Annotated in this window: 27 protein-coding genes and 2 tRNA genes; 17 read left to right on the top strand and 12 right to left on the bottom strand. The window is 40.2% G+C overall.

The window, feature by feature from the left end:
- The coding region (locus QXL17_04100; protein ID MEM4258318.1) for a hypothetical protein at nucleotides 1-1563 on the top strand (1563 nt) is incomplete at its 5' end.
- Between the two features lie 51 nt (nucleotides 1564-1614).
- Here the strand turns inward: QXL17_04100 and QXL17_04105 are convergent.
- Nucleotides 1615-2925, bottom strand: coding sequence for an ATP-binding protein (locus QXL17_04105; protein MEM4258319.1), 1311 nt, complete (start codon nucleotides 2923-2925; stop codon nucleotides 1615-1617).
- A 352-nt stretch (nucleotides 2926-3277) separates the two neighbouring features.
- Between QXL17_04105 and QXL17_04110 the strand changes: the two genes are divergently transcribed.
- The 3 genes from QXL17_04110 (at nucleotide 3278) to QXL17_04120 (ending at nucleotide 5657) form a co-directional block, all read left to right on the top strand.
- Complete coding sequence (locus tag QXL17_04110; GenBank protein ID MEM4258320.1) at nucleotides 3278-3679, top strand: DUF6015 family protein; 402 nt, start codon at nucleotides 3278-3280, stop codon at nucleotides 3677-3679.
- A 96-nt stretch (nucleotides 3680-3775) separates the two neighbouring features.
- A complete protein-coding gene (gene metK / locus QXL17_04115) occupies nucleotides 3776-4945 on the top strand; it encodes a methionine adenosyltransferase (protein ID MEM4258321.1) in 1170 nt (389 codons plus the stop codon).
- Nucleotides 4946-5027: 82 nt separating this feature from the next.
- The gene (locus QXL17_04120; GenBank protein MEM4258322.1) at nucleotides 5028-5657 is read left to right on the top strand and encodes a hypothetical protein; all 630 of its coding nucleotides are present in this window, start codon (nucleotides 5028-5030) and stop codon (nucleotides 5655-5657) included.
- Between the two features lie 22 nt (nucleotides 5658-5679).
- Here the strand turns inward: QXL17_04120 and QXL17_04125 are convergent, their stop codons facing one another.
- A complete protein-coding gene (locus tag QXL17_04125) occupies nucleotides 5680-6777 on the bottom strand; it encodes an NAD(P)-dependent glycerol-1-phosphate dehydrogenase (protein MEM4258323.1) in 1098 nt (365 codons plus the stop codon).
- Between the two features lie 70 nt (nucleotides 6778-6847).
- On the opposite strand from QXL17_04125, the gene QXL17_04130 reads away from it, so the two are divergent.
- The 5 genes from QXL17_04130 (at nucleotide 6848) to QXL17_04150 (ending at nucleotide 11901) form a co-directional block, all read left to right on the top strand.
- Nucleotides 6848-8065 (top strand): DUF63 family protein, encoded by a 1218-nt coding sequence (locus QXL17_04130; protein MEM4258324.1) that lies wholly within the window; start codon nucleotides 6848-6850, stop codon nucleotides 8063-8065.
- Between the two features lie 4 nt (nucleotides 8066-8069).
- A complete protein-coding gene (gene lipA, locus QXL17_04135; protein ID MEM4258325.1) occupies nucleotides 8070-8921 on the top strand; it encodes a lipoyl synthase in 852 nt (283 codons plus the stop codon).
- Nucleotides 8922-8982: 61 nt separating this feature from the next.
- Nucleotides 8983-9261 carry a lipoate protein ligase C-terminal domain-containing protein gene (locus QXL17_04140; protein MEM4258326.1) on the top strand — a complete coding sequence of 93 codons (279 nt, stop codon included), beginning with the start codon at nucleotides 8983-8985 and terminating at the stop codon, nucleotides 9259-9261.
- On the top strand, nucleotides 9258-10022 hold the full coding sequence (locus QXL17_04145; GenBank protein ID MEM4258327.1) for a biotin/lipoate A/B protein ligase family protein: 765 nt from the start codon (nucleotides 9258-9260) through the stop codon (nucleotides 10020-10022). Before QXL17_04140 ends, QXL17_04145 begins: the two co-directional genes overlap by 4 nt.
- A gap of 139 nt (nucleotides 10023-10161) precedes the next feature.
- A complete protein-coding gene (locus QXL17_04150) occupies nucleotides 10162-11901 on the top strand; it encodes a hypothetical protein (GenBank protein MEM4258328.1) in 1740 nt (579 codons plus the stop codon).
- Here QXL17_04150 and QXL17_04155 read toward each other — a convergent pair.
- The 3 genes from QXL17_04155 to QXL17_04165 form a co-directional block, all read right to left on the bottom strand.
- Nucleotides 11898-12887: a radical SAM protein gene (locus QXL17_04155; protein ID MEM4258329.1), complete on the bottom strand. Its 990-nt coding sequence runs from the start codon at nucleotides 12885-12887 to the stop codon at nucleotides 11898-11900. The two genes, QXL17_04150 and QXL17_04155, sit on opposite strands and share 4 nt — an antisense overlap.
- 59 nt (nucleotides 12888-12946) lie before the next feature.
- Nucleotides 12947-13771, bottom strand: a complete 825-nt coding sequence (locus QXL17_04160) for a NosD domain-containing protein (GenBank protein MEM4258330.1) — start codon at nucleotides 13769-13771, stop codon at nucleotides 12947-12949.
- 85 nt (nucleotides 13772-13856) lie between these two features.
- Nucleotides 13857-14639, bottom strand: coding sequence for an MBL fold metallo-hydrolase (locus tag QXL17_04165; protein ID MEM4258331.1), 783 nt, complete (start codon nucleotides 14637-14639; stop codon nucleotides 13857-13859).
- 72 nt (nucleotides 14640-14711) lie between these two features.
- On the opposite strand from QXL17_04165, the gene QXL17_04170 reads away from it, so the two are divergent.
- On the top strand, nucleotides 14712-15650 hold the full coding sequence (locus QXL17_04170; protein ID MEM4258332.1) for an endonuclease V: 939 nt from the start codon (nucleotides 14712-14714) through the stop codon (nucleotides 15648-15650).
- Here the strand turns inward: QXL17_04170 and QXL17_04175 are convergent.
- The 7 genes from QXL17_04175 to QXL17_04205 form a co-directional block, all read right to left on the bottom strand.
- Nucleotides 15630-16508 carry a D-aminoacyl-tRNA deacylase gene (locus QXL17_04175; protein MEM4258333.1) on the bottom strand — a complete coding sequence of 293 codons (879 nt, stop codon included), beginning with the start codon at nucleotides 16506-16508 and terminating at the stop codon, nucleotides 15630-15632. The genes QXL17_04170 and QXL17_04175 overlap by 21 nt on opposite strands.
- Nucleotides 16509-16554: 46 nt before the next feature.
- Nucleotides 16555-16695: a hypothetical protein gene (locus QXL17_04180; GenBank protein MEM4258334.1), complete on the bottom strand. Its 141-nt coding sequence runs from the start codon at nucleotides 16693-16695 to the stop codon at nucleotides 16555-16557.
- Nucleotides 16696-16815: 120 nt separating this feature from the next.
- Complete coding sequence (locus QXL17_04185) at nucleotides 16816-17043, bottom strand: hypothetical protein (GenBank protein MEM4258335.1); 228 nt, start codon at nucleotides 17041-17043, stop codon at nucleotides 16816-16818.
- Nucleotides 17044-17114: 71 nt separating this feature from the next.
- Nucleotides 17115-17237, bottom strand: a tRNA-Met gene (locus QXL17_04190).
- A 60-nt stretch (nucleotides 17238-17297) separates the two neighbouring features.
- A complete protein-coding gene (locus QXL17_04195; protein ID MEM4258336.1) occupies nucleotides 17298-17708 on the bottom strand; it encodes a hypothetical protein in 411 nt (136 codons plus the stop codon).
- Nucleotides 17663-18907: a translation initiation factor IF-2 subunit gamma gene (locus QXL17_04200; protein MEM4258337.1), complete on the bottom strand. Its 1245-nt coding sequence runs from the start codon at nucleotides 18905-18907 to the stop codon at nucleotides 17663-17665. The genes QXL17_04195 and QXL17_04200 overlap by 46 nt, the downstream gene beginning before the upstream one ends.
- On the bottom strand, nucleotides 18904-19323 hold the full coding sequence (locus QXL17_04205) for a 30S ribosomal protein S6e (GenBank protein MEM4258338.1): 420 nt from the start codon (nucleotides 19321-19323) through the stop codon (nucleotides 18904-18906). Before QXL17_04205 ends, QXL17_04200 begins: the two co-directional genes overlap by 4 nt.
- A gap of 267 nt (nucleotides 19324-19590) precedes the next feature.
- On the opposite strand from QXL17_04205, the gene QXL17_04210 reads away from it, so the two are divergent.
- The 7 genes from QXL17_04210 (at nucleotide 19591) to QXL17_04240 (ending at nucleotide 22766) form a co-directional block, all read left to right on the top strand.
- A complete protein-coding gene (locus QXL17_04210; GenBank protein MEM4258339.1) occupies nucleotides 19591-20223 on the top strand; it encodes a DNA-directed RNA polymerase in 633 nt (210 codons plus the stop codon).
- Between the two features lie 3 nt (nucleotides 20224-20226).
- Entirely contained in the window at nucleotides 20227-20412 is a 186-nt protein-coding gene (spt4, locus tag QXL17_04215; protein ID MEM4258340.1) for a transcription elongation factor subunit Spt4, read from the top strand.
- A gap of 2 nt (nucleotides 20413-20414) precedes the next feature.
- On the top strand, nucleotides 20415-20957 hold the full coding sequence (locus QXL17_04220; GenBank protein MEM4258341.1) for a DUF359 domain-containing protein: 543 nt from the start codon (nucleotides 20415-20417) through the stop codon (nucleotides 20955-20957).
- Nucleotides 20926-21294 carry a 30S ribosomal protein S24e gene (gene rps24e, locus QXL17_04225; protein ID MEM4258342.1) on the top strand — a complete coding sequence of 123 codons (369 nt, stop codon included), beginning with the start codon at nucleotides 20926-20928 and terminating at the stop codon, nucleotides 21292-21294. The genes QXL17_04220 and rps24e overlap by 32 nt, the downstream gene beginning before the upstream one ends.
- Before the next feature lie 16 nt (nucleotides 21295-21310).
- The gene (locus tag QXL17_04230) at nucleotides 21311-21466 is read left to right on the top strand and encodes a 30S ribosomal protein S27ae (protein MEM4258343.1); all 156 of its coding nucleotides are present in this window, start codon (nucleotides 21311-21313) and stop codon (nucleotides 21464-21466) included.
- Between the two features lie 83 nt (nucleotides 21467-21549).
- Nucleotides 21550-21623, top strand: a tRNA-Arg gene (locus QXL17_04235).
- Between the two features lie 102 nt (nucleotides 21624-21725).
- Nucleotides 21726-22766: a GNAT family N-acetyltransferase gene (locus QXL17_04240; GenBank protein MEM4258344.1), complete on the top strand. Its 1041-nt coding sequence runs from the start codon at nucleotides 21726-21728 to the stop codon at nucleotides 22764-22766.
- Nucleotides 22767-22983: the final 217 nt, after the last annotated feature.

Genomic DNA, 22983 nt, shown 5'->3' on the forward strand with positions numbered 1-22983 from the left:
CTTAATGGCACTGTATCAAATGGAGCGACAACCCGGTTTATTAAAACCAATTTCACCATGTCAAACAATAATTTAACCCTCGCGATCATTGTTCCTGTGAATATATCAAATAATGGTCGAGTGTGGATAAACATCACTAAAGGTATAACAAACCCAACAACTGTAGGTCTATATAAGCTAATGATTAATACAAGCAAAGAACTAACATCCATCTATTCTGAAAATTATACTATTGTTCCTGCTGCTCCAACAAGTTTCACTGCTACAACAGTTAGTTCTACTCAGATCAACCTAGCTTGGACCAAGGGAACTGGTGCGAGCCATACGAGGATTCAACGGAAGACTGGGAGTTATCCGACGAGTATTTCAGATGGAACCAATGTTTACAATGGTACCGGATCATCCTACTCTGATACAGGTCTATCATCGAGTACTACCTATTATTATAGAGCTTGGAGTTGGGACAACTCAAATCTCCTGTGGTCAATCGAGAGTGCAAGCGCATCTGCCACAACTTCAGCATCATCAGGTGGCGGCGATTCACCTCCACCATCAGGTCCTTCAGAGGTCCGTATCACGGTATCAACGACAGCAATGAACGAGATCAACACCAGATTTGGTGTCTCGTTAGTACTATCCTTCTACGCTCGAGACACTAATGGTGATGGTCGTGTCGACACCCTGGTTGATCCGAACGGTGTACTAACGGAGGTACAAGACACTATACTAGATGGTCATGTTATAATGCTGGTATCAACCAACAAGGATAACAAACCAGAGTTCTTCTGGGATACCGCTGCAAACACGATCACACCGGTCACCTACCAGCAAGGAACCGCGCAAGAAACCATTGTTGATACAACAAAGGAGACGATTACGGTCATAGTAAATATTGAGAAAACCGACTGGGTGTACATCGACATCACCGATCAGTACCCACCTGATCAATACCCAGATTATACACTCATCGTGAAAACTGCTGATGGTCGAGTCATTTCTTCAGATATGATCTGGCGGCAGAACGGCAGAATCTACATCCTTGACGACCCAGATACTACGTACAAGATCATCTACGGGTACAACATTCTCCCTCCAACGTTTAATCCACCTGCGGGAACCACGTTTGACAGCAGTTTCAACCCACCTGATGGATACGAATTTGACATCCGCAGACCAATGATTACGATTACGTACAGCGAAGCTGTTACCATCGTAAGTGCAACACTGAACAACCTTGACGTACGACACATGTTCAAGACAGTCGACAATAAGGTTTTTACCTTCGAGCCAACATATGATCTCAGCAATGGACCGTACACACTCAGTCTCACGGTTCAAGATGCTGATGGACACCGACGTACCGATACAGCAACCTATACCATAAACGCACCAGCAAAACCATCTGAGCCTGTGGGATTCCCGCTTTGGCTGATCATTCTGATTGTCGTCATCATCGTGATTCTCCTCATCGTAGTCGTCCTGTTCAAAACTGGTCGGCTGTACGTTGAAAAGACACCGAAGGAGGGGGCACCGAAAGAAGGAGATAAACCAAAGAAACCATAAAACTAACAGATAAAAGAGGATGCGGCAACTCCTCTTTTTTTCTTCATTTTTTTATTCTAAGAGCCATTTCCATAAGGGTTTATACCTAATCTTCTTTCCATTGATCTGTTCTTCACCATCGAAATCATCAGTAAGTATCAGTCCTTCTTCAAGAGAAAATTCATCCATGGCTTTCAATAGACTTCGTACCTCTCGTTCTTTTGTGTTCATATTCTCGATAGTCGCGGTCACTTGTATCAGTTGACGTATTTTCGTTCCTTCTTTTAGAATAAAATCTACTTCTCGTTGTTGATAATCCTTCCAATAAAACACTTCCAATGCACTATTCATTGTTTGTCGTCGTTTTAACTCCACAGCAACAACATTTTCCATGAGTCTCCCCTGATTTTCTATAAAGCGGAAACCAATTGCATTGGAAAGTCCGCTGTCGATAGCGTATACCTTTCGCGGTGCTTTTTCTTGTTCTTTAAAAGAGGGAGAATACCGTTTGATAAAAAAGAGAAGATATGCACTTTCAAGGTAACTGGAGAACCGTTCAACGGTGGTTAAGGGGAGTGAGAGGAATTGAGCGACCTTGTTGAATGTAACCGAGGATGACATATTCGTGAGGTAGAATTTTGCAAGTGAACGTATTTTCTCCCGCTCTCGTATGCGGAATCGTTCGATGATGTCACGGGTGATGATCGTGTCAAAATAGCTGAGAAGAATGCGTTTTTTCTCTGTCGAGAGAACAACCTCTGGGAATCCACCGTTACCAAGGTATTCTGTCAGTAATTTTTTAATGTCACTTCTGCTCGTTACCACATCAAGTTCTGATCGTATTGATATGTTGTTGAAAAACAGGAACTCCTTAAATGAGAGTGGATACAACGTGAAGATGATATGTCTTCCGGTGAGGAGGGTAGCGAGTTCGGCGCTGAGAAGTTTTGATGAGGAGCCGGAGACAAGCAGTGACGCTTCTTTTCGTTCGTGCATGCCTCTGACAAAACGTTCCCATTCTGAGACGTTTTGTATTTCGTCTAAGAAGAGAAGAGGTTTTTTTTCAGTAGGTTGAACTTTTTCCTGGTAGCAGTCGTAAATGTCTCGGAGGGTTTGAAGTGTTCGATCTGTGAATCGTTCATCTTCAAAGTTGACGATGAGGGTATTGTTTTTCCCTTTCTGTTCACTGAGTTTGTGTGCAACTTGTTTGATGAGCGTGGATTTTCCGCATCGTCGTACTCCTGTGATGCAGATGATCTGATCGGTGTTTTCCAGGAGCGACTGGAGTTCGTTTCTATACTGTTCTCGTTGGATGCCGGTGTCGATTTGTTTTGCCCAAAGGTTCCAATCTGAGAGGATCTCAAGGATAGTCTCCTTCCGCATAATAATCCATATGTAGTTTAAATATTTAAATTTTTAGTTCACATGTAAATCAAAATTACATAATGGAGTATCCAAACGGTGAAAAAACAGGGGATGCTCATAAAAAGAGACAAACCAAAGAAACCATAAAACCAACAGATAAAAGAGAATGTAGCAACTCCTCTTTTTTTTTCTAACCTCATTATTGAACCGTAGTTCGATACATCTCCAAAAAATATGATTAGTTCCGGTGATTGTGGTCCGTTTTCACTGATCAGCAACAAAAAGTATATAAATAAGTTCATACACATACTATAGGCGCAAAAATTTTCAAAGTATACTTCACAGAAAAAGAATGGAAGGAATGAGTTCTATGACAATTGTAACGCTTGATGATCTATCGAAAGCTATAGCAAACCGCGTCGGCATCGATATTGAAGAAGCACGACGAGATGCAGGTTTTGTAATGGATATCTTTGGGTTTGATGACCGTGTCATTGATAACGTCCTCGACCCAGAAGATCGACAGCTCTTCTACATCCTTGAAGAGGAAGGTATGTTGACCACTGAACGTGAAGAAACAACCCTGTATGATGGCCGCGAATGGCGAACCCATTACTGGCGTCTCAAAAAAGATACGATACTTCGATATTCAAAAGATACCGCACGGAAACCTGATCTCATCATCGATAAAAAGCAAATCAAAAACGTCTCAGATGAAGACATTTACAATACCTTAACTGAAGATTTGTGGACAACCAGAAAAATAGGGTAAAAACAATACCTTTTCTCTTTTTTTGTCATAACATTAATAAGTACGCTGTGAATGTCAATCTTCTAACAATCGAGTATTTTTGGGTGAGAACGTTTTATGAAAAAAAGAAAAATCGTCATAAGCTCAGAATCAGTAACCGAAGGCCATCCAGATAAAATGTGTGATCTTATCTCAGATGCAATCCTTGATGAGGCACTCCGTCAAGATCCACAATCACGGGTTGCAATTGAAACTGGGACAAAAAACGGTGGAGTCATGGTTTTTGGAGAAATGACCACCAATGCCTATATCGATATCCCCCATGTCGTCCGTGATACCATCAAAGGAATCGGATACACCAAATCAGAGTATGGTATCGAATGGGAAACCTGCTCAGTTTGGGTACAAATCACAGAGCAAAGCCCAGATATCTCTCAAGGAGTTACCGAGGGAAAAGGGCTTCATAAAGAACAAGGTGCTGGAGATCAAGGGATGATGTATGGCTACGCATGCACTGACACCAAAGAACTCATGCCGTTGCCTATCGCGCTTGCTCATAAACTTACCAAAAGATTATCAGATGTACGAAAAAACGGTGGCATTAGTTATCTTCGACCTGACGGAAAATCCCAGGTTTCGATTCAATATGATGAAAAAGGAAAACCTTTGAGAGCCGATACCATTGTTGTTTCAACCCAGCATGACCCTGGTGTAAAATATGAACGGATCCGAAATGATGTCATTGAAAAAATTATAACCCCTGTTTGTAAAGACTGGATTGATAAAGATACTATTTTCCATGTTAATCCAACCGGTGCTTTTATCCGAGGAGGACCGTACGCTGATGCAGGTGTGACCGGTCGGAAAATCATTGTTGACACCTATGGAGGCGTTGGACGGCATGGTGGCGGTGCTTTTTCAGGAAAAGATCCAACAAAGGTTGATCGAAGTGCTGCCTATGCTGCCCGCTACATCGCAAAGAATATTGTAGCTTCAGGAATTGCTGAGAAATGTGAATTACAACTCGCATATGCTATTGGTGTTGCTGAGCCGGTTTCAATCAATATCGATTGTTTTGGAACCAATAAGATACCCCTTGAAAAAATCGAGGAGTTTATTCGAGAATTTTTCCCGATAAAACCAGCTGATATCATTCAAACGCTTGACCTGCGCCGTCCGATTTACAAAAAAACAGCAGCGTATGGCCATTTCGGACGGGATGATCCTGATTTTAAATGGGAAAAAACCGATAAAGCACAGCTTCTCCGTCATGAAGCAGGACTCTGATTTTAAATTCTTTTTTTGTTTTTCTTTTTTCACTAGCGTTAGGTTAAAGTAGTGAAACTAAGATTCAATACGTTGTTTTTGTATGGTGTCTGTACGTTCTCAGCACAAATTGTGGTTGATTCTTGTGGTTTTTATCATTTGTATTCTGGCTTGTTCCGGGTGTTTACAACGTGTACGATCGTATATTCCAAACCAGTTTTTGGTTGATGGATGGTATGAAAATACAGGACTGCAGAATACCGGGCTGCAACTTTTTGGTTTTGAACAATGGGTGAGTGTTACCTATGAGGTTCACGGTCGTTTTCCAGCACTACTAACCATTACCACCGTAAAAACCCTGCTCTTGGCCAATGAAGAGCAATTATTTATCAAAACAAAACAAAATCTTGAACAAACATTTACGTGTGCCATAAGGATACTAAATCAAACTGAAGGACAGAGATTCAATGCACAAGCGCATCATACTTATTTTGTAGTATATACAGGTATTCATCTCAAAACCAACGAATCTGTCAGAATCATCGGTGAAGTATGGAATTGTGGTGTTACTGGATCATCAATTATTTGCGTTGGAATCGCTCATCTCACAAATGCAAACTATCCGCAACAGCAGAATCTTGATCAATGGCAGATGCTCGTAGCTGACCCTCAAGGAACCATCGATGGTTTTAACGGATCAACAGGTCTTATATATAATGTCTGTTGTCATTAGAGAAAAATCAAACGTTTTTGTATCAGATAACGTTCGTAATTTTCGCAAGTCGTTTTGCCGCTTCAAGCGTGAGTCCGTGTTCACCAAGAATAGTATATCGTTCTGGTCGTATCTCCTGAGCATGGAGGAGTGCTTCAATGATTTTTTTCTTCGGAATGCCGAGTTCTTTGGCATTTGTTGGTGCACCAATGATTCTGAGTGCCTCACGTACCTCTTGCCAGTCTTCCCCATGGAGATACATCATCATAATGGCACCAACCCCGCATTGTTCTCCATGGAGTGCTTTTCCTGGTGCGATCCGATCAAGCATATGGGAAAACATATGTTCAGCACCTGATGCTGGTCGTGTATTTCCTGCAACACTCATGGCAACTCCTGAGACAATCATGGATTTTACCGCCTGCCAAACTGCTTCTCCGAGACCTGATCTGATATCTTCGGCTTTATCAATAAGGAGTTTTGACGCAGTGAGTGATAAGGTTGCTGCAAATGTGCTAAACTCCTCATTTTTTAACCGATGTGCAAGCTCCCAGTCTTTCACTGCTGAGATATTTGCGATAACGTCAGCGCATCCTGAGGCCAGCATTCGATACGGCGCTCGTGCGATAACCGCGGTATCCGCAAGAACAGCAATCGGTGATACAGCATCTTTTGATATTGATCCTTTCCGATCTTTTAATGATGCTCGGGGTGATGCCATCCCATCATGGGCTGCTGATGTCGGCACACTGATATACATCTTGTTCAGTTCATAGGCAACAAGTTTTGTAACATCAATTACTGATCCCCCTCCAACTCCAAGAAGGAGATCCGGTTCATAGTTTTGTTGTACGCTTCGAAGAACATAATTGACTTCTCGTTCACCTGGCCAGGCAATAGGTATGTCTTTTTGAATGATCGGTGAAGGAATCGTAATCATCTGCACCTGGTACTCTGCGTTACTGAGAATTTTTGCAATCCGATCCCCTGAGATTTTTTTTGTATTTTTATCGACAACGATGGCGATACGTTTTCCGGTGGTTAAGCGTCCACATAATCCTTTAATCTGGTCGGTTGTGTTATGCCCAACTATCACTTCTCTTGGAAATATCATGGTCTTAAATTTTGTAAATTTATCCATAGGAACCGCACAAGGAAGTAAACCGTTGGTTTAATATATTCTTTTTGTCTTAAACCCCTCTGCTATTCGTATGGGATTTAAAGAGTATATCAAGAAACATCTTTTAATGATCAGTTTTATCCTGATTGTACTAAGCGCATTGGTTGTTCTTGGTGGCTGTTTTTTAGCCCCACAGATTTTTTATGACCAGTGGATTTGGAAATATTACTGGGGGCCAGTTGTATCTGATGCAGCAGGGTATCCAGTGACCTATCATGGAGTTACCGCTTACGAGGGTTATACGTTGATTTCTGAGATTACCTATGGAATTATTCTGATTGTTGCCCTCTATGGAATTTATAAACTGTTGAGAAAACTTGACATCCGGATTGATTGGCGTTTTTGTCTTGCGTTGATGCCGTATATACTTTTCGGTCCTGTTACTCGAGTTTTAGAGGATGCTGAGTACTTTACTGAACCATTCGTTTTTTGGTTTATCTCCCCGCTCATTTATTTTCAGATTGCGGGCTATGCGTTAAGTTTTGTTTGTATAGGTTGGTATCTACAGAAAAATGCTGATAACTACCATCATATCAGAAGTATCACTGATGTGATCTTTATCGTGCTGTTTGTCAACATTTTTTATAGTGTTCTATGGACGTTGGGTTGTACGTATGGAAAAGTCATTTTACATCCTGGGTTATTTTTGTTTCTTTCACTGAGTGCATTTGTACCTTTGATATATCATGTATATAAAAAACGGAAAATCACGGTCAACACCATGGTTTTTTCAGGAGGAATGCTTTTTTTCCTCCCCTCGTTATATCTGGTTGGTCTTTGGATCATTGGTGAAAATTGGAGTCATACTGCAGGTGTTCGTTTCGATGTTTTTATTCTTATTTTTGTGTTGGTTGCGAGTGTTACAAGTATTGTATATCTTGTTAGTGTGTTGTATAAGCAAAAATCATGGTCTGCTCCATATCGACAACCATTGAATCTTGCAATGATCATCGGGCATCTCATTGATGGATGGACTAGTTATATCAGTATTTATGATCCTTTAGGGATGGGTTTGCTTGCATATGAAGAAAAACATCCTGCTTCGAATTTTCTCCTTGAGATCTGGCCACCGTTGTTTCCGATTGTGAAATTCTGTTTGATCGTCGTCGTCATTTATCTTTTTGATATAGCATACAAGGAAGAGTTACGGAATCATCAACATCTTGTACATCTGTTGAAAATAGGGATTCTTATCCTTGGTTTTTCGCCAGGCATGCGCGATTTACTGAGAGTAACTATGGGTGTTTAAAGATATGCGACGGCATCCTGACTGGTTGAAGGTACGGCTTGGAAGTGGTGAAAAATATCATTCCATGAAAGCATTGCTTCGACAGGCAAAACTGCATACTATTTGTGAAGAAGCAAAATGTCCAAATATTGCTGAATGTTTTGGCTGTGGTACCGCTGTTTTTCTCATCATGGGTGATGTCTGCACTCGACATTGTTTATACTGTCATGTCAAACATGGTAACCCGTTACCGTTAAATCCTAATGAACCACATGATGTTGCAAATAGTGTTCGAACCTTAGGTTTAAACTACGTGGTTGTAACGTCGGTTACTCGAGATGATTTGTCTGATGGAGGTGCACAGTTCTTTTCACAAACAATCGGTGAAATAAAAAAACGTAACCCTGCCTGTGCTGTTGAAGTTCTCATTCCTGATTTTCAGGGTAACGATGATGCGCTTCGAAGTGTAGTTTTGGCACAACCTGATGTAATTAATCATAACATTGAGGTTGTTGAGGCATTGTTTCCAACGATTCGTCCTCAGGGGGATTATCGTCGAAGTTTAAAAGTATTAGAAATGATAAAAAAGATCAATCCAAACATGAAGACAAAATCAGGATTTATGGTTGGTCTTGGAGAAACGAATAATCAGATACATGCCACGTTACATGATTTACATGCAGTTCAGGTTGATTTTTTAACCATTGGGCAGTATTTACAACCAACAAAAAACCATGCTGCTGTTGTACGATATTATACTCCTCATGAATTTGAAAACTTCAAACAAGCTGCTCGGGCACTTGGTTTTCAACATGTTGAATCAGGTCCGTTAGTTCGAAGCTCGTATCACGCGTCACAAGCCTTATCTCTGCGTTAGATTCAAAAGAAAGGTTATAAAATAGGTATTCTGTTTCTTTTGTTGCATGAGCGACATACAGATGCATTCCGTGTATAAAGTACCAAATGGGAAATTACTCAAAATTTTCTTAACATATAATAAAAATGATAATTGCATTGAGAACATTAAAATCACCGGTGATTTTTTCGCGTATCCTGAAGAAGCAATTGAACTACTCGAACAAGCATTACAGAAAACTTTCTTTACACAGGATCATGTTTTTAACACGATACGATCTGTCGTGCAAAAACATAATATTCAATTCATCGGTTTATCCGCTGATGAATTAACCAAAGGAATTTTGATGTGTGCACCATGAGGGAACATTGGCGGTTGGTACAAACAGGATATATGCCTGCAGCGATGAACATGGCTGTTGATCAGGCGATTCTTGTAGCACATAGTAAAGGTTTGGTTCCACCCACAGTTCGTTTCTACGGATGGAAACCACCAGCGATATCAATTGGTTATTTCCAGGGTTTAACTGAAGAAGTTGATCTTGATTCCTGTAGAAGATACGGTGTTGACTATGTCCGCCGGGTTACGGGCGGGGGTGCTGTATTTCATGATCAGGAATTGACGTACAGTATTGTCATTTCTGAGACGCATCCACAAATGTCAAAAAACATTTTGGAGAGCTATGGACGTATCTGTGGTGCGATCATTAAAGGATTGAACATGCTTGGCATTACGGCGACGTATGCACCAATTAACGACATCCTTGTCGATGGTAAAAAAATCTCAGGGAATGCACAGACGAGAAAATTTGGTGTTGTTTTGCAGCATGGGACAATTCTTCTGGATGTTGATGTTGAAAAAATGTTTTCGTTGTTAAAAGTTCCCAGTGAGAAAATCAAAGATAAACTGATCAGTGATGTTAAACAACGGGTAACGTCGGTTCATCATGTTCTCGGCAGAATACGTACCTTTGAACAAGTCGCTCAAGCGATGAAACACGGTTTTGAGACCGAGTTTTCTGTTCTTTTCGAGGAGCAGCATCTTACACCTGAAGAAAAAACGTTAGCAGAGAAATTTAAAAAAGAGTATTTTTCTGACAGCCAATGGAATTTTAAACGATGATGCCTTCTATCCTTTGAGTAACATAGGGTTCATGTACTACCTTGTCTATTCAACGTTGTGGTTTGAGGATCCCATGAGGTATTCTAGAGTTCTGAGAAAAAAATCGTTTCGCTTGCATCGTCTAGTCATATTGAGTATTATGATCAGTATTTTCCCTCCTCTTGCAAATCATCACTATTGCTCTGCTGAACCAGTTCTGATTATCTCCGGACCGACGGAGGTTTTTGAACAATCACAGGTTACCTTTACCGTGACGCTTGATGGAACTCCTGTTCAAGCACGGGTTGTCTTCGGGGATGGTTTACAAATTCGTTATTCCAATAGTACAACTGGCGAGGTTCTTTTTACAACTCCTGCAGTGTCCACAGATTCTTCATGGTTTGTCGTTACAGCAAGTGTCGCTGGATCAATCTATGCATACCATTCGATACTTGTTCGAAATCGAACAAACATTCTTGACATTCATCTCTCAACAAATTCACCTAATGAGCTTGAATCATTTACAGTTACTATTACCAATCAGGGAACCCCGGTATCAGATGCGTCTGTCTGGTTTCATAATACTGTTCAAACCACAAATACCCATGGTCAAGTTGTTTTTACAGCACCTGATGTTCTCGTGACAACCTCGATGGGTTTGTCAGTTAATAAAACAGGTTTTTCATCACGAACACAGATGGTCACCATAAAAAATACGAACCAAGGTCTTCAGTTCATGCAGATCATCATTCCTATGATTGTAGAACCAGGGCAGCACAGCATTCCTGTTCATGTTGTTGGATTAACAGGTGGAATTGATCATGCAGAGGTGAACGTCTCTTATGAAGGAATTCACCTTCAGACAGTATACACCAATCAAGATGGTTATGCTCTGATCAATGCCCCGATATTCCATCATACTGATTTTTTTTCTGTTTCTGTTCGAAAACAGGGATACCGAACACTTCAGGGTGTCCAGACCATTAACCTTACTCTTTTTGAACGTACGTTAGAACATGATCTGATCATGACCCTGTTTCCATCTGAAGTAATCGAAGGTGATACAGTTACTGTTCAAATCACCGATGCGTTTTCTCGAGGTGTTTCCGGTGTTTCACTTTGGCGTGATGGAAATCTCCTTGAATCTACAACCGATGCACAAGGCATGGCTATCCTTGTAACTCCTTCGGTCTATGCCGATCATGAAATCTATATCTATGGTATCATGCAAGGATACAATTTTGTACAAGGAAGTATCACAGTCAGAAATCGAATACAAGCAGAGGATGGACTTCAAATACGGGTTACCTCAACGATTCATGAATCCACAGTTTTTTCAGTCATACTTCTCGATAGCAACAGTCAACCGGTGACAGATGTCCTTGTAACCTTCAATCAGAAAAAACAAAAATCAGATGCAAATGGAATTGTTTCTTTCATAGCACCTGCTGTTGTACAAAATACGGTGTATACTATCTATGCAGAAAAAGCAGGGTATCTTCCTGCATCAATTTCTGTTGAAATCATCAACACAACAACGAGTTATGGTGATACTGCGCATGATCTTGTTATCTTAGTCATCCCTGTGGTTCTTGAACATGAACAATTTCAAATCATCGTCAAAGATGCAGCAGGTTTGCCAGTCAGTGCTGCCCAAATCCGCTTTCTTGATACTGTTTTTACAACAGATGCATTTGGTACGGTTGTTCTCACAGCGCCTGCGGTTGATTCAGATCAGGTAAAAACAATTGTCGCTTTTAAAGCAGGCTATCATTCAACCCAACAAACCATACTCATAAAAAATTCATCTGAATTTCCATATTGGTTTCTCGTTGTCATTATCATCGGTATTCTGAGCATCGGTATCATTGTTTATCTTCGTTTTAACCGATTGTCTTAATAACAATGAAGACCGAGTTGTTCAGCAAGCAAAGTTACATGAGTGTATTCTTTTGAAGATATCGGTCGTGCGATATCTGGATAGTTTGATGCCTGGTAACAGGGGCGATATTGATCCATGATATTGACCATACACTGAGGAATATTGTTTGCAATCCACCGGAGAATCTGCTTTGAACAACACTGAACGTGAGATGGCAGGATCAGATGGCGGACAATTACCTCACCCTGATGGTAGGCGATTCGATGATTTCGTTTCACCATGCGAAGATACGTTGTACTTTGTGATAATCGCTCTGCACACCTATTATTTCCATATTTAAAATCAGTGAGATAGACATCGACAATTCCTTGAAGAAGTTTCATGGTTTCCCGAGAACAATACATGTTTGAATTCCAAATCATGGGAATATTTGTTGTCGTATATTTCAGAACCGATAGTATATAGGGAAGATGTGATGTTGGTTCACCTCCGACCCAATTCACATTTTTTGCGTTTTGGTGATACCGCAATGAGATACGTTCAGCAAGTTTTTGTGGTTCGAGTATAGTACCACAGATCTGCTGGCTGATATCATAGTTTTGGCAAAATACACATCGAAACGTACAACCTGAGAAAAAAATCGTATATGATGGAATTAAATCTGGCTCTTCTCCGTAATGGAGAAACTCAGATGCAATAGCGGTGTGTCGCACACCACAAAATCCTGCTGTTTTTGTACGATCAACCAGACATCGATGCTCGCAAAAGATACATTTCATAAAAATGCGTGATGCGAGTTCGATTTTAAGGTCAAGCAAGGTCTGCTGATGAGAAAACGTTGTTGGTCTCTGAGTAAAAGCTCTCTCATGCTTTTTCCAAAGGCTTTTTGTTGATTCAGATTTCGAAAAACATACAGGTATATTTTTCGTCTGGAAAAAATATGCCGGTGTATCGTTTTCCAAAATGTCGTAATACCGTTTCAAAATGAATCGAGCATTCGTCATGGATCATACTCGTTTTATTGTTACTTTGAATATACTCTCAGTTCAAGAATTTTTTTCAGTTATTCGTGGATTTGATATGGGCGAAGTAATGGTCGAAGATCAAAATTCAACCAGGGAAGAACGATCATCAAGCCAAAGATAGGCTTGGGCAAGATGCGTGGCCTGTTCCAATAATTTCGACTCCACGTATTTAATGCGGAGAGGAAGAAAAATGAGTTGATTTTATTTCGAATAAAATTATTCTGTGAGATTGTATTTTCATTACACCACATAATAAGTCCCAGACCAAGTTCTGTGTTATACGCAAAGGTGTTGCCATAAATCGTGTTATATGATCCTGCTGAAAAAATCGTTCCATTACGATTCTTTGTGATGATATTTTCCGATAGAATGTTATGTTCGCAGAAATCTGAAAAGTTGATTCCAGCACCAGTGTTTTCTGTGATGATATTGTTTGAAATCGTTACATTTGTCATGCGGTTTTTCACAGAAATACCGGTTGTTCCATGAGTGATGGTAAAACCAGAGATATTTACTCCTGATGATCGAATAGTGACAACATCACCAGTGTAACTTCCATCTATAACCGTTGTTTGTTTGTTCTCGCCTATAAGATTAATTCGTATAGGAATAACAACACATTCAAAATACGGCGAGGAATCATCAAAGACAAACACAGTATCGCCGATTGCTGCTGCAACTATCGCGTCGTTAATACTGCTATAATTTCCAGGACCTGTTCCGCCCACATACAGCGTTGTTGGGTTGACTCTTGGTGGAGTTTGTTCGATTATATGAACGCTTCGTCCCACAGGGCTTACTGTTGAAAATATAAATGCAATGCACAGAAGTATGATACCTTTTTTTAATAATCGTTTCTCCATAGTATCGTATTCCTCCCTGCAGGTGGCTGAGAAGAAAGAAACGATATTTATTATATAAATAGTTATGTGTGGTATACTTCAGCTCTTAGAACGTATCGTTTTCAAGATATTTTTCAATAGCAAGTTCCATGCCATCGCGAGCAGCAATGATAGGTATGTTGAGTTTTTTCGATAAGGTTTCAGCAATCTCCCAGGGTTTTCCCCGGGTGATGCTCATACCGAAATGTGTCAGGATCCCAAGTTTTGGTTTATTGCGTGTAAGTATTCTCTCAGCATCAGCAAGTGAGAGATGTTGTATTTCTTTTTTGCTCTCAGAAAGCACAACATTGACAATCAGGATATCTCCAGGGTAATACGTTTCGAGATCATTGAAATACGCCGTGTCAGTAATCAAGGAAAGTATGCCCTTCTTTGTTTGAAAATTAAATCCGTATGTTTCAACGCCATGCTGATGGCGAACTGGTGTTTCAAAGGTTACCGTTCCAACACGGTAGATTCCTTTTTCGTGTAAGATTTCAAATCGTTGCACTTGATTACGAAAACAGCGAAAAACTACAGGATCGTCATCGACTGCATCTGAAGGGACAAAAACCACTCCTTTCTTAGTATAACCTCCGTTGGTCATCGCTTCAATCATAATGTTCATATCATTAGAATGGTCTAGATGACGATGAGAAAGTACTATGCCGTCGAGATCCATAGGGTTGAGTTTTGGTTTACTTGTGAGACAGTGGACAAGACAACCAGGACCAGGATCAATTAAGATATTTGTGCCATCTACCGACAACCAGAGTCCTCCTGAAGCTCTGAGTTGTTTTGTAACGACGAACCGTGCACCTGCAGTTCCAAGAAATTTAATGGTATTCATATGATCAACAGTAAGTTTTTTTTGTTTGTACCATGAACACTTTTATTAATCTGGCAAAGCTATTATTGCTTTATGAATCTTTTTCAGTATACCTATAATTTAGTCAGACAAATTCCCTTTGGGAAATTATCAACGTATGGTGCTATTGCTTGTGCTCTTGGCGACAGGATTGCATCCCGTGCTGTTGGGTATATGATGCATCAGAATCCTGATCCTGATACGATGCCGTGTTTTAAGATTGTCCATGCAGATGGTCGTCTTGGTGGTTTTGGCAGGGGGATGCCGGATAAGATTCGTCGACTTACTGCAGAAGGCATCAGTGTGGCCAAAGGGAGAATCGTTGATTTTAACCATGTTTTTTTTGATGATTTTAAAACCGAGTATCCCCTGCAGCAATGTCAGGCTGCTCAGAGAAAACTTGCACAAAGAGTAGTACTCGATGATGACTTTTCTGAAATATCCACTGTTGCTGGCATTGATGTAGCGTATCCACAACAGGCATTTGATGTTGCGTGCGGTGCATATGTTCTTATGGAGTATCCAACAGCGGAAATTCTCGAAACAGCAACTGTGTTTCAACAAACGTTTTTCCCGTATATTCCATCGTATCTTGCGTATCGTGAGCTTCCGGTAATCGAAGCGTTACTGAAAAAAATAAAGACGAAACCATCGGTTTTTCTCTTTGACGGTAACGGTGTTGTCCATCCTAGAGGCTGCGGATTAGCATCCCATGTCGGCGTTCTGTTTAATGTCCCGAGTGTTGGTGTGGCAAAAAAGCGATATTCTTTTGATATTGAGAAGAATGAGGTGACCTTGGAAAGAAGACCAGCGTGTACAGAACTCGTTCTTTCGGCTCAGGCGTCAAAACCAGTCATTGTCTCTCCAGGTCATCGGGTCTCATTATCAACGTGTGTTTCTCTGGTGAAACAACTGAGCACGTATAATTATCCTGAACCACTGCGTCAGGCGCACATTCTTGCGAAAAAAATGTTACTCATGCAGCAGCGGTAATTCGTTACTTGAGAAAACCTTGATTCCTTGATCTTCGCACCATTTCTTATATAGTCGGATTTGTGCTTTTTTTAAAGATTTTCTATGAAGATATACACCGCATACATTCGGTGTTGCTTGCAATGCTAAATCAAATAAGAGATAGTCGCTTTCGTCTCCCTTCAGATGGTAGGATGGGATCATATGGCCAAAGGCAACGTTTTTTTCAAAAATAATCTCAGTGAATCTGGGTGCATAATGTCCTCCGCCTATGCCGATGAGAACAGGGATATCTTGTGACATATCTGCTTCAGTATGATACGATGAGAATAGTTCAAGTAGCGATTGTGCAATGATGGCTCCTGGTTCTTTGTGGTGCCATTCTGTTTCAGTACTTCCAACCTCGGTAAAGAGGGTTGGTGTTTGAAGATAGGGACCATGATGGGTGACTTCATAGCAAACTTGATGAGGAAGTGTGGTTTGATCTTTATTTTTTTTGATGAGTCGTAACAGCTGGGTCATAAGGCGTGGTGAGGCTGGTACCAGTGTTTGCGGTGTTCCGCCATAATCTGCTGTTGCGTAGTTTCCGACAGGATGGGTCGTGAGGGTTGGTTCACCGGTTTTTGCTCGATGTCGTGTAATAAAAATAATTTGTGTTGGGGCGACATTCAGTTTTTCTTTGAGTGTTTGATCGATGTTTTCCTGCCTGATGGTTCTTCCAGATATGGTAACAAGATATATGTCATGCATGTCTGCATGTTGATAAACTGGCTGATCATTAAAAACAGTGATTGCATTCCATGTAGCTTGCTCCAACAGATTGTTTTTAATATTGAGCCCTGCAGGGTCTTCTGTAGATGCGATGAGAACGACAACCATTGCACGTCGGAAACAAGTGCAGGGTTTTGTAGTTTACGACGGTTTTTTATTCTTGGTTTTTGACAGCTTGTTTTAGCCGGTCGTATTTGACGAGAAAACGGATTCGGTCGTTCACGGTGCAGACTTTTGCGATGAATTGAAGTTCGTTTGCTTCTTCTTCTGTTGAAAGGAGTCCAATAACTATCATACAATATATGCTGTCAGTTTTATGCTTATAAAGTCTTGTTGTACAACAATTACCATATTTATATAAAAATTAAAAAATTTTTATATTGCTTTGTAACTCTCTCGAAAGCGTATAGTGTACCTAGAGATGCTTGTATTCCTCTTTTGCTGATTCGTCAAATACACTGTCGTCATTCAACGTTCGATCATATTCTTTATGGGTAAAATAGCTTAGATAACTAGCTGCAATTCTATGGAGATAATATCCAAGTATTTCAATTTCCCGAGGTGAGTATCCTTCTTCAAATAATGCGCAGTTCACACTATGTGCTTTTTTCCGTATTTCTTCTAAGGTATGCTCAGGTGCCATACTCCCATCACAAACAGGATATAAACTGCTGATTTAAAAGATTATGGTTTATAAAAAATGTCAGGGAAAAATGTCGGGGGCGGGAGTTGAACCCGCGACCTCCAGATGTCTTAGCGCACTCAAAATTGTTTGTTCGAACCTTTTGAGCTTGTGCTTATGAGTCAGGCGCTCTGACCAGGCTGAGCCACCCCGACAGTATTTGGGAAGCTGAATCAAAACAGGTTTATAATAACTTTTGTAACGTATATCTTTTTTTAGGTCATTGCTAGTTTTTTGCGTCCTCGGAGAAATATCACAGGAATCTTACATGCGGTAAGTCGTTTTCGAAGTTCAGTATCATTGGTCAGAACCACGCTATTTTCTGTATGTTGAGCTATTTTTAATACTGCTTCATCAGCAGCCATCGTGTCAACAATGATTTTCTCGTATTTTTCAATAAGTTTCAATGCTGCACATACTCTTTGTTTTTGCATTCCTTCTTTGCATTCTCTGAGGTTTTCAAGCTCATAGAGTACTGCTGCAGGCACAACGATGCTATATGCACCAAGCAATCGATCGAGTTCTTTTTCCCAGGCTAGCGAAAACTCAAAAAACATCAGTATTGCACTGCTGTCAAGAATCACGATTTTGCGTATGTTATCTCCCCGTATCCAATAAGATGCCATTTTCCATCAATGCGTCTGCTGATGGCAATTCGTTGGTTTTGCTGTGCGCAGACTGCTAATTTGAGTTTGACTCGTATTTTTGTTTCTCGAAGTTCTTGGATGATACCGACGGTTGTTGCAGTTCCGACCGTAAGCATGAGCGGCTCGTTTGTTTTTAATGGTTCGACATTTTTTTCATCGATGGTTCCGACAACGCGTTTTAATAGATGGATCGTAATATCAAATGTATCGACTACTGGTGGGAGTTGTCCTATTTTTCCAACGATTTTTCCGGCAAATGAATCTGATTTAACCTGCGCCGGGTCAAGTTCAGTTCCAATAGCAAGAAGTCCTCCAGGATTTGCTGTATCAACGATTTTTCCTCCAGTCATAAGTGATACTACTTTTGTCGTAATGGGTTCAATAATCGCACGTCCTTCAGATTCTGTTCGTCGTCCTGGAGCTATTTGGATTTCATCACCTTTGTGCAAGACGCCTTGCATGAGTGATCCTCCAATGACACCTCCTTTGAGTTCCTGTGGTCGTGTTCCAGGTTTATTAATATCAAAACTTCGAGCAATATACATCAGTGGTGGTTTTGTGCTGTCTCTTTCAGGTGTTGGGATTTTTTCTTCAAGTAATTTTAATAAGACATCAATATTGATATCATGATGTGCACTTACCGGTACTATCGGTGCATCTTCTGCGATGGTTCCTTTGATAAATTTTTTGATTTGTTCGTAATGTTTCAGCGCAGTTTCATTTGAGACTAAATCAATTTTATTTTGGACGATAACAATTTTTTTGATTCCTGCGATTTCAAGTGCGGTGAGATGTTCTCGGGTTTGTGGTTGGGGGCAGTCCTCATTTGCAGCGATAACAAGAATTGCTCCATCCATGATTGCAGCACCAGAAAGCATCGTTGCCATGAGAGTTTCATGACCAGGTGCATCGACAAATGAGACAACTCTGAGCAGCTCGCATGGTGATTTGCAATGGTCACAGGTTTTTTTTACGGTGTAACATTGTGGTTCTTCACAGGTTGGACATTTATAAAATGCAGCATCTGCATATCCCAGTCGAATTGAGATTCCTCGTTTGATTTCTTCAGAATGTTCATCAGTCCATTTTCCGGTAAGTCGCTGGGTGAGTGTGGTTTTTCCATGATCTACATGACCGATCATGCCGATATTGATTTCTGGTGCTTTCGGAAAACTCATTTAGCCTCCTCTTTTTTTGTCCCTTCGTCTTTGTTTTCTCCTTTAATCAATTCTTCGATTGGTTTTGCACTGGCTTTAATTACTTTCATATTGATTTGAACAACATCTTGGTTAATGGTGTTTCCACGGACTGATTTTTTTTGTCGTTTTCCTCGTTCTTTTGGTTTGTATCCTGTGCTTCTACTGAGAAGTATGCGTCGTCTGATGGTTCCTGGTAGATCAGCTCGCATGGGGAACCCGGTTTTGTCGGTGCCACCAGTTATTTGGAGTTTATATCCTGGCAAGGATACAAAGATACCATCGACTTCATCATTGATTTTTTTTCCAAGTAATGAATTTGCATGGTGACCACTAACCGGAATGGTGTATGATTTTCCATGTTCTGGATCATTTACAACAACTTTAAATTCAACCATGATTCTTTCTCCTTATTTTGATACACGTTAGTATTTTTTATTCAGTGTTGATATCTGTATGTACAACAAGTGGAATAGCGAATGTTTTATAAACCTTCTCCCTTGAGGTATCATGAACACGCAGAGGGCAGTATCTATGGTGCCAAAATACCATTTCTTCTTTGGAAAAGATGATTCCAGGGGATTTGTATGATATTCAAAAAGCATTTAAGTGATAAGTCTATTCCAAGTCGAACTTTACCCGAGAATTAAAAGAGTGATTAGAGTATGTATAGTTTAGTTCGATTAGAAGACACTGTTCGAGTTCCTCCTGAACGTTTTGGGGAAGATCTCGACGAAGTAATCAAAGAAATTGTGAGAAAAACCTTCGAAGGTTCGGTTCGTCGAGACTGTGGTCTCATTGTTGTTGTTGATAACATCGATATTATCGGAGATGGCATTGTCATCCATGGTGATGGAGGGATGTTTCAAAAAATCTCATTTGAAGCATTAACCTTTAACCCGATGCTGCATGAAATTGTTGATGGTATTGTCTGCGAAATCGTGGAATTTGGAGCATTTTGTCACATTGGTCCACTCGATGCCTTAATTCATATGAGTCAAATCATGAATGATTATGTTGATGTTGATACCGAGAGCGGACGGATAAGCGGCAAAGAGCATAAACGTGTGTTAAAACTTGGAGACCCAATCCGTGCACGTATCGTTGCATTAAGCTTGAATGAACTCTCTGCTCGTGAAAGTAAGATCGGTTTAACCATGCGTCAACCAGCTCTTGGTGCTCACGAATGGTTGTATGAGCCTGATGATAAAAAAAAGGATACACAAAAAGACGGTAAAAAACGACGGACTGACGAAAAAAAACAAGATGAAAAAAAGCCTGAACAAAAGAAGGAATAAGCTATGAAAACGATGAATGCCTGTAAAAGTTGTCATTTACTGACGGAAAAAGAACGTTGTCCAAACTGTGCAGATACCACAGTTAATCGATGGACCGGGTATGTTATTATTCGTGATCCTGAACATTCTCAGATTGCGAAAAAGATGAATATTAGTAAACCTGGGAAATACGCGCTTAAGGTTCGGTAAAAATGTATTTTTTACCTGATGCTCTCCGAGACAAACTCAAAGAACCCATCGGCTGTCTTGTTGATGAACCAACCTTAATTTCACGAGTCAAAAACACGCCATATCTTGTTTCAATTGGTGATAAAGTAACCTATACCGTATTATCATACGATATTCAGCCGTGTCTTGCGATTGTCGATTTTATCCTTGAACGACAACCATATCCTGCAGCGATGAAAATGAAGATTCAAACCTTTACAAACAATCATATCAAAGTTAAAAATCCAGCAGGAATGATCACCGAAGAACTCTGGAATGCTATTGATTCTTTTTATCTCACTATGAAAACAGGTAAACCCCTCCTGATTGAAGTTGATGGGGAAGAGGATCTTGCGTCGCTTGCAGCAATCTACCTTGCCCCTCGAGACGTAACTATAATATATGGATTGCCGAATAAGGGGGTTCTAATAGTAACACCATCAAAGATAAATAAAAAGAAAGTAGAAGACGTGTTAAAGATAATGCGTGATGCCTATGGAAATCGAGATTCAATCAAAAAATGTTAATCCGCTTATGAATCGAACTGAAGTGGTTTTCGTAATTTCTCACAAAGGAGAAGCAACACCAAAACGTGACCTTATCCGAGGAGAACTGGCTGAAAAACTCAGTGTCAAAAAAGAACAAGTAGTTATTGATCACATGGATTCAGATTTTGGCATACAGCGGACAAAAGGTTATGCTAAGATTTATCAAACCGTCGATGAGATAAAAGCTGCTGAATCAGATTATATCCTCAAGAGAAATGCACTACCTGGTAAAAAGAAACGAAAGAAAGAAGTTAAAACAGAAGGTAGTGAAGGAAAGCCTGCTGAAAAAAAACCTGCAGCAGAAAAACCACAATAAGAAAACGTGATGCGACATGATGAAACGAGAGATATACAAAGTTGAAGGCGATAAAATCGTCCGTCAGCGGAAAAACTGCCCTAAGTGTGGTGACGGTGTTTTCCTCGCTGAACATAAAGATCGAACGAGCTGTGGGAAATGTGGTTATACTGAGTTTAAAAGTAAAAAATAATACCTAGAACAACAACCCACATCGCACTTCTTTTCATTTTTTCCAGTAGCTTTTTTAGGGCCTTGTTCATTTTCGTCTGCGTTGGACCTGTAGTGTAGCTTGGATATCACAGAGGCCTCCGGAGCCTCTGACTCGGGTTCGAATCCCGACAGGTCCGTAGCTTTTCTTGTACAAAGTTTCAAACGTTTGGTTTGTAATGAATTATATATACATCTCTTTTGATTCATATTTGGGATTTATGGTTACGGATGGGAGAGCTATGGAGCAAGATGAGGTCATTATCCGAAACGGTGAAGAAAAAGATTTAGAAGATTTTTTTGAACTGTACTGGATTTCATCTCTTGAGCATATTGCGTATAATGAAACTCTTGATGCTTTAAAATCTAAAGAAAAATGTAGAGAGGTCATACTCGCTGATCAACGAAAGGCACTGAAAGATGAGAATCACTTCTTCTTAGTCGCAGAGAAAAAAGGCAAAGTTATTGGGATGATCACCAGTCATGTCGGCGAACGGGATGATGATCAGATATACGCTGTTGAAAAAATGGGTTTTATTGATCAGTTTTGTGTTCATCCAAATTATCGGCATCTTGGAATCGGACGGCGTTTATTAACAAAACTTCTCCAAGAAATGGATAACCGAGATATTCTTTTTGTCGGTGTTGGGGTTGCCTATAAAAACCCGGTTATTGAATTTTATCAAGCTCATGGTTTCTCTGCTGAGGGTTTGTGGATGGTTCGAGGGAAAGGAGATAATAAACCAAAAAAGGACGGCAGATTTCACCGATATGATCCCTATGGACGGGGAAAAGCAACGATTCCTTTTACGGTGAAGGTAAAATCAAAGCAGATTATGGGTGAGTATATCGCGCTGCATGGTTTAGTCCCTCAAAATGAACTGCCAGAGCATCTTCGTTATCAGATACCAGTGCATGAGATTTGGATTCGCGAAGATGTCTATGTTGATGAGAAACGTCGTGAAGAAATCCTTGAACATGAAAAATATGAATTAGCATTGATGGAGACCAGGGGATGTACCTACAAAGAGGCGCATGCTCGTGCTGAAATTCATGAAAAAATATATCGACTTCAAGAGGAGCTTGAAAAAGCTGAGAAAAGTTTGAATGCAGAGCCGTTTGAACCGATTAAACTCGTTGATCCTACACCACAGTCAAAAATTAAAGATATCAAGGAACAAATCAAAAAGTCTGGCGAATCTTCAACCTCTACCGATACTACGAGCGCATCGTCGCAGGAGAAAAAAGAAGAACCAAAAAAACAGGAAGGAATCACCAAATAAAAATTCTCTCAATATCGAGGCATGGTATTTTGTTTCGTATCTGTTCGAAAATCTTCCAAATATTCGAAAATCCTCCAATAATCTATTAATACAGAGCATTGGCATAAATATACTTGAAAATAAGACGAACGAATCATTTTTGTTCATCTTATTTTCCCCCTATCTTGTGAGTTTTTTTTATAGAAGCTTTTTTGTAGCGTAATCTGATTCATACTTA

This window comes from Candidatus Thermoplasmatota archaeon, assembly GCA_038884455.1.
In the GTDB taxonomy this organism is placed as follows: domain Archaea; phylum Thermoplasmatota; class E2; order DHVEG-1; family DHVEG-1; genus JAWABU01.

What these genes read in the sequence shown, in the direction of transcription:
- QXL17_04230 (MEM4258343.1), top strand. Translation starts at nt 21,311, where the DNA reads ATGATGAAACGAGAGATATACAAAGTTGAAGGCGATAAAATCGTCCGT.
- QXL17_04180 (MEM4258334.1), bottom strand. Translation starts at nt 16,695, where the DNA reads ATGATAGTTATTGGACTCCTTTCAACAGAAGAAGAAGCAAACGAACTT.
- QXL17_04195 (MEM4258336.1), bottom strand. Translation starts at nt 17,708, where the DNA reads ATGGCATCTTATTGGATACGGGGAGATAACATACGCAAAATCGTGATT.
- QXL17_04185 (MEM4258335.1), bottom strand. Translation starts at nt 17,043, where the DNA reads ATGGCACCTGAGCATACCTTAGAAGAAATACGGAAAAAAGCACATAGT.
- QXL17_04165 (MEM4258331.1), bottom strand. Translation starts at nt 14,639, where the DNA reads ATGAATACCATTAAATTTCTTGGAACTGCAGGTGCACGGTTCGTCGTT.
- QXL17_04150 (MEM4258328.1), top strand. Translation starts at nt 10,162, where the DNA reads ATGATCAGTATTTTCCCTCCTCTTGCAAATCATCACTATTGCTCTGCT.
- QXL17_04160 (MEM4258330.1), bottom strand. Translation starts at nt 13,771, where the DNA reads ATGGAGAAACGATTATTAAAAAAAGGTATCATACTTCTGTGCATTGCA.
- QXL17_04110 (MEM4258320.1), top strand. Translation starts at nt 3,278, where the DNA reads ATGACAATTGTAACGCTTGATGATCTATCGAAAGCTATAGCAAACCGC.
- QXL17_04210 (MEM4258339.1), top strand. Translation starts at nt 19,591, where the DNA reads ATGTATAGTTTAGTTCGATTAGAAGACACTGTTCGAGTTCCTCCTGAA.
- QXL17_04140 (MEM4258326.1), top strand. Translation starts at nt 8,983, where the DNA reads ATGCATTCCGTGTATAAAGTACCAAATGGGAAATTACTCAAAATTTTC.
- QXL17_04170 (MEM4258332.1), top strand. Translation starts at nt 14,712, where the DNA reads ATGAATCTTTTTCAGTATACCTATAATTTAGTCAGACAAATTCCCTTT.
- QXL17_04130 (MEM4258324.1), top strand. Translation starts at nt 6,848, where the DNA reads ATGGGATTTAAAGAGTATATCAAGAAACATCTTTTAATGATCAGTTTT.
- QXL17_04155 (MEM4258329.1), bottom strand. Translation starts at nt 12,887, where the DNA reads ATGACGAATGCTCGATTCATTTTGAAACGGTATTACGACATTTTGGAA.
- QXL17_04105 (MEM4258319.1), bottom strand. Translation starts at nt 2,925, where the DNA reads ATGCGGAAGGAGACTATCCTTGAGATCCTCTCAGATTGGAACCTTTGG.
- QXL17_04120 (MEM4258322.1), top strand. Translation starts at nt 5,028, where the DNA reads ATGGTGTCTGTACGTTCTCAGCACAAATTGTGGTTGATTCTTGTGGTT.
- spt4 (MEM4258340.1), top strand. Translation starts at nt 20,227, where the DNA reads ATGAAAACGATGAATGCCTGTAAAAGTTGTCATTTACTGACGGAAAAA.
- QXL17_04175 (MEM4258333.1), bottom strand. Translation starts at nt 16,508, where the DNA reads ATGGTTGTCGTTCTCATCGCATCTACAGAAGACCCTGCAGGGCTCAAT.
- QXL17_04240 (MEM4258344.1), top strand. Translation starts at nt 21,726, where the DNA reads ATGGAGCAAGATGAGGTCATTATCCGAAACGGTGAAGAAAAAGATTTA.
- lipA (MEM4258325.1), top strand. Translation starts at nt 8,070, where the DNA reads ATGCGACGGCATCCTGACTGGTTGAAGGTACGGCTTGGAAGTGGTGAA.
- QXL17_04200 (MEM4258337.1), bottom strand. Translation starts at nt 18,907, where the DNA reads ATGAGTTTTCCGAAAGCACCAGAAATCAATATCGGCATGATCGGTCAT.
- rps24e (MEM4258342.1), top strand. Translation starts at nt 20,926, where the DNA reads ATGGAAATCGAGATTCAATCAAAAAATGTTAATCCGCTTATGAATCGA.
- QXL17_04125 (MEM4258323.1), bottom strand. Translation starts at nt 6,777, where the DNA reads ATGGATAAATTTACAAAATTTAAGACCATGATATTTCCAAGAGAAGTG.
- QXL17_04220 (MEM4258341.1), top strand. Translation starts at nt 20,415, where the DNA reads ATGTATTTTTTACCTGATGCTCTCCGAGACAAACTCAAAGAACCCATC.
- QXL17_04145 (MEM4258327.1), top strand. Translation starts at nt 9,258, where the DNA reads ATGAGGGAACATTGGCGGTTGGTACAAACAGGATATATGCCTGCAGCG.
- QXL17_04205 (MEM4258338.1), bottom strand. Translation starts at nt 19,323, where the DNA reads ATGGTTGAATTTAAAGTTGTTGTAAATGATCCAGAACATGGAAAATCA.
- metK (MEM4258321.1), top strand. Translation starts at nt 3,776, where the DNA reads ATGAAAAAAAGAAAAATCGTCATAAGCTCAGAATCAGTAACCGAAGGC.